The sequence below is a fragment of the Sphingobacterium sp. IITKGP-BTPF85 genome (genome assembly GCF_001006065.1).
Classification (GTDB): Bacteria; Bacteroidota; Bacteroidia; order Sphingobacteriales; family Sphingobacteriaceae; genus Sphingobacterium; species Sphingobacterium anhuiense.
The window spans coordinates 1-2,241 of record NZ_ASZT02000275.1; the positions used below are offsets into that span (position 1 = coordinate 1).

The 2,241-nt window shown below is 39.2% G+C and carries 2 protein-coding genes; both read right to left on the reverse strand.

Annotated features, from left to right (window positions below; genetic code table 11):
- The coding region (locus L950_RS25030) for an efflux RND transporter permease subunit (protein ID WP_021190257.1) at positions 1-1,827 on the reverse strand (1,827 nt) is incomplete at its 3' end.
- A 35-nt stretch (positions 1,828-1,862) separates the two neighbouring features.
- A partial coding sequence (locus L950_RS31210) for an RND transporter (RefSeq protein ID WP_031288433.1) occupies positions 1,863-2,241 on the reverse strand: 379 nt, incomplete at its 5' end.

A 2,241-nucleotide genomic window follows, 5' to 3' on the forward strand; every position in this document is an offset into this window, starting at 1 on the left:
TTTTTGAAGAATACTATCTGCTTGTTTTAAAACTTCTGTAGTTCTTGCTAGTGAAGCACCTGGTTGCATGGCCAGCGAATAGGTCACAAAACTATCGTCTTCTGTAGGGATGAAACTTTTGGGTGCTAAAAGTAATAAGGTAAATCCGATTGCTGAAATACCGATCAATCCTGTAATGGCAATCTTCTTATTTCGGATCAGATATTTAACACCGACAATGTAGCGTGACGTTAAGCTATCAAATGAGGTGTTAAAGGCCGTGAAGAAGCGTTTTTTATATGCGGTAAATTTATTTTTTTCTTTCTGATCCGTCTGATCTTCATGTTCCGGTGCTTTTAGAATCAAGGCACATAAGGCCGGACTTAAAGTCAAGGCGGTTAGAGCAGAAATCAAAATTGCTGTTGCCAGGGTATAAGCAAATTGACGATAGAATATACCTGCTGGTCCCTCCATAAAACCGACCGGAATAAATACGGCCGCCATGACTAAGGTAATGGATACAATGGCTCCGGAGATTTCGGACATCGTGGAAAGCGTTGCCTCCCTGGCTTTCATACCTGTCTCATGCATTTTTAAGTGAATGGCTTCGACGACGACAATGGCATCATCAACAACAATACCTATCGATAGTACCAATGCAAACATGGTGAGCACATTGAGTGAGAAACCGAATAGATTGAGGAAGAAAAAGGTACCTATTAGGGAGACTGGAATTGCAATCGCTGGAATTATGGTTGATCTAAAATCCTGTAAAAAGATAAAAACAATAATAAATACCAAAATAAATGCTTCAAATAAAGTATGTTTTACTTGAGAGATCGATGCGTCAATCTGATCTCTTACAGAGTAGGAAACTTCATATTTAATGCCTTCTGGAAAAGTTTTGGATAACTCTTCCAATACTTTACGCACTTCGATATCAATATCGTGGGCATTGGAACCTGATGTCTGTGTGATATTTAAGGTTAATCCGGGTTTTCCATTTACTTTATTGTCCGAACCTAAGTTAGAAGAGCCAAACTCTATACGGGCTAAGTCTCGTAAATATAATACGGAACCATCTTCATTTGTTTTTATAACAATGTTTTCAAATTCCTCGGGTTGACTGAATCGTCCTTTATGCTTAATTACGGTTTCAAATACCTCATCGGATGTTTCACCAAATTTTCCGGGAGCAATTTCGAAATTCTGATCTTTAATGGCTGTTATGACATCGTCAGGAACTAGATTAAACAAAGCTAGCTTTTCAGGATTCAACCACATACGCATGGAGTAATCACGTGCTCCAACACGAGAAACTTGGGCAATGCCATCAACACGAAGTAATGGCCGGATGATATTGATTTGGGAATAGGCTTGAAGAAAAGTTTCATCAAACATACTTTCTTTGGAATCTGCAAAGAGGTTGATGGTCATGATTACCCCAGATTGACGAGGCATTACCGTGATACCGGCTTCATTGACTTCTGAAGGAATAGAACCTATTGCTTTCGATATTCTGGTTTGGACATTTACAGAAGCTATATCTGGATTAATACCTGTTTTAAAGAACACCTGAACAGATCCTGAGCCGGAATTACTGGCCGTTGAACGGATGTAAGTCATATCTTCTACACCATTTACGGCTTCTTCAATTGGAAGGAGAACAGATTTAGCGACGGTTTCGGCATTCGCGCCAGGGTAACTTAAAGAAACGACCACAGACGGAGGAGCTATTTCTGGGAAACGGGATACAGGTAACATCTTTAGCCCCACAGCTCCTAATACTACTAAGAGCATGGAGACAACGGTAGCCAATACGGGTTTATTAACAAATGTTTTTAGCATTTATAGTGCGTTTAATTAAAAATTGGAAAAGTATTTTATTGGGTCTTGTTGATCGGAATGATGGTAGCTCCTTCCGAAATCTTGTCGAAACCGGACATTAAAATTCTGTCTCCTACAGCTAACCCTTCTGAGATGATATAGTTCGAATTGGATTTACCCTCAATTTTGATAGACCTGCGGTGAACCGTATTTTTGTTATCAACAACGTATACAAAGGTTTTATCTTGTAGCTCCGATGTTGATACTTGTGGGATTTGTATCACTCCTTTTTGCGTTTCCACAAATTTTAATGTACCGGTACTACCTGTACGTAATATATTGTCAGTATTTGGGAAAGTGGCACGTAAAGAAATTGCACCAGTGGTTCTATTTACTTGACCATTTACGGCATCAACTCTTCCTTTTTGACTGTAG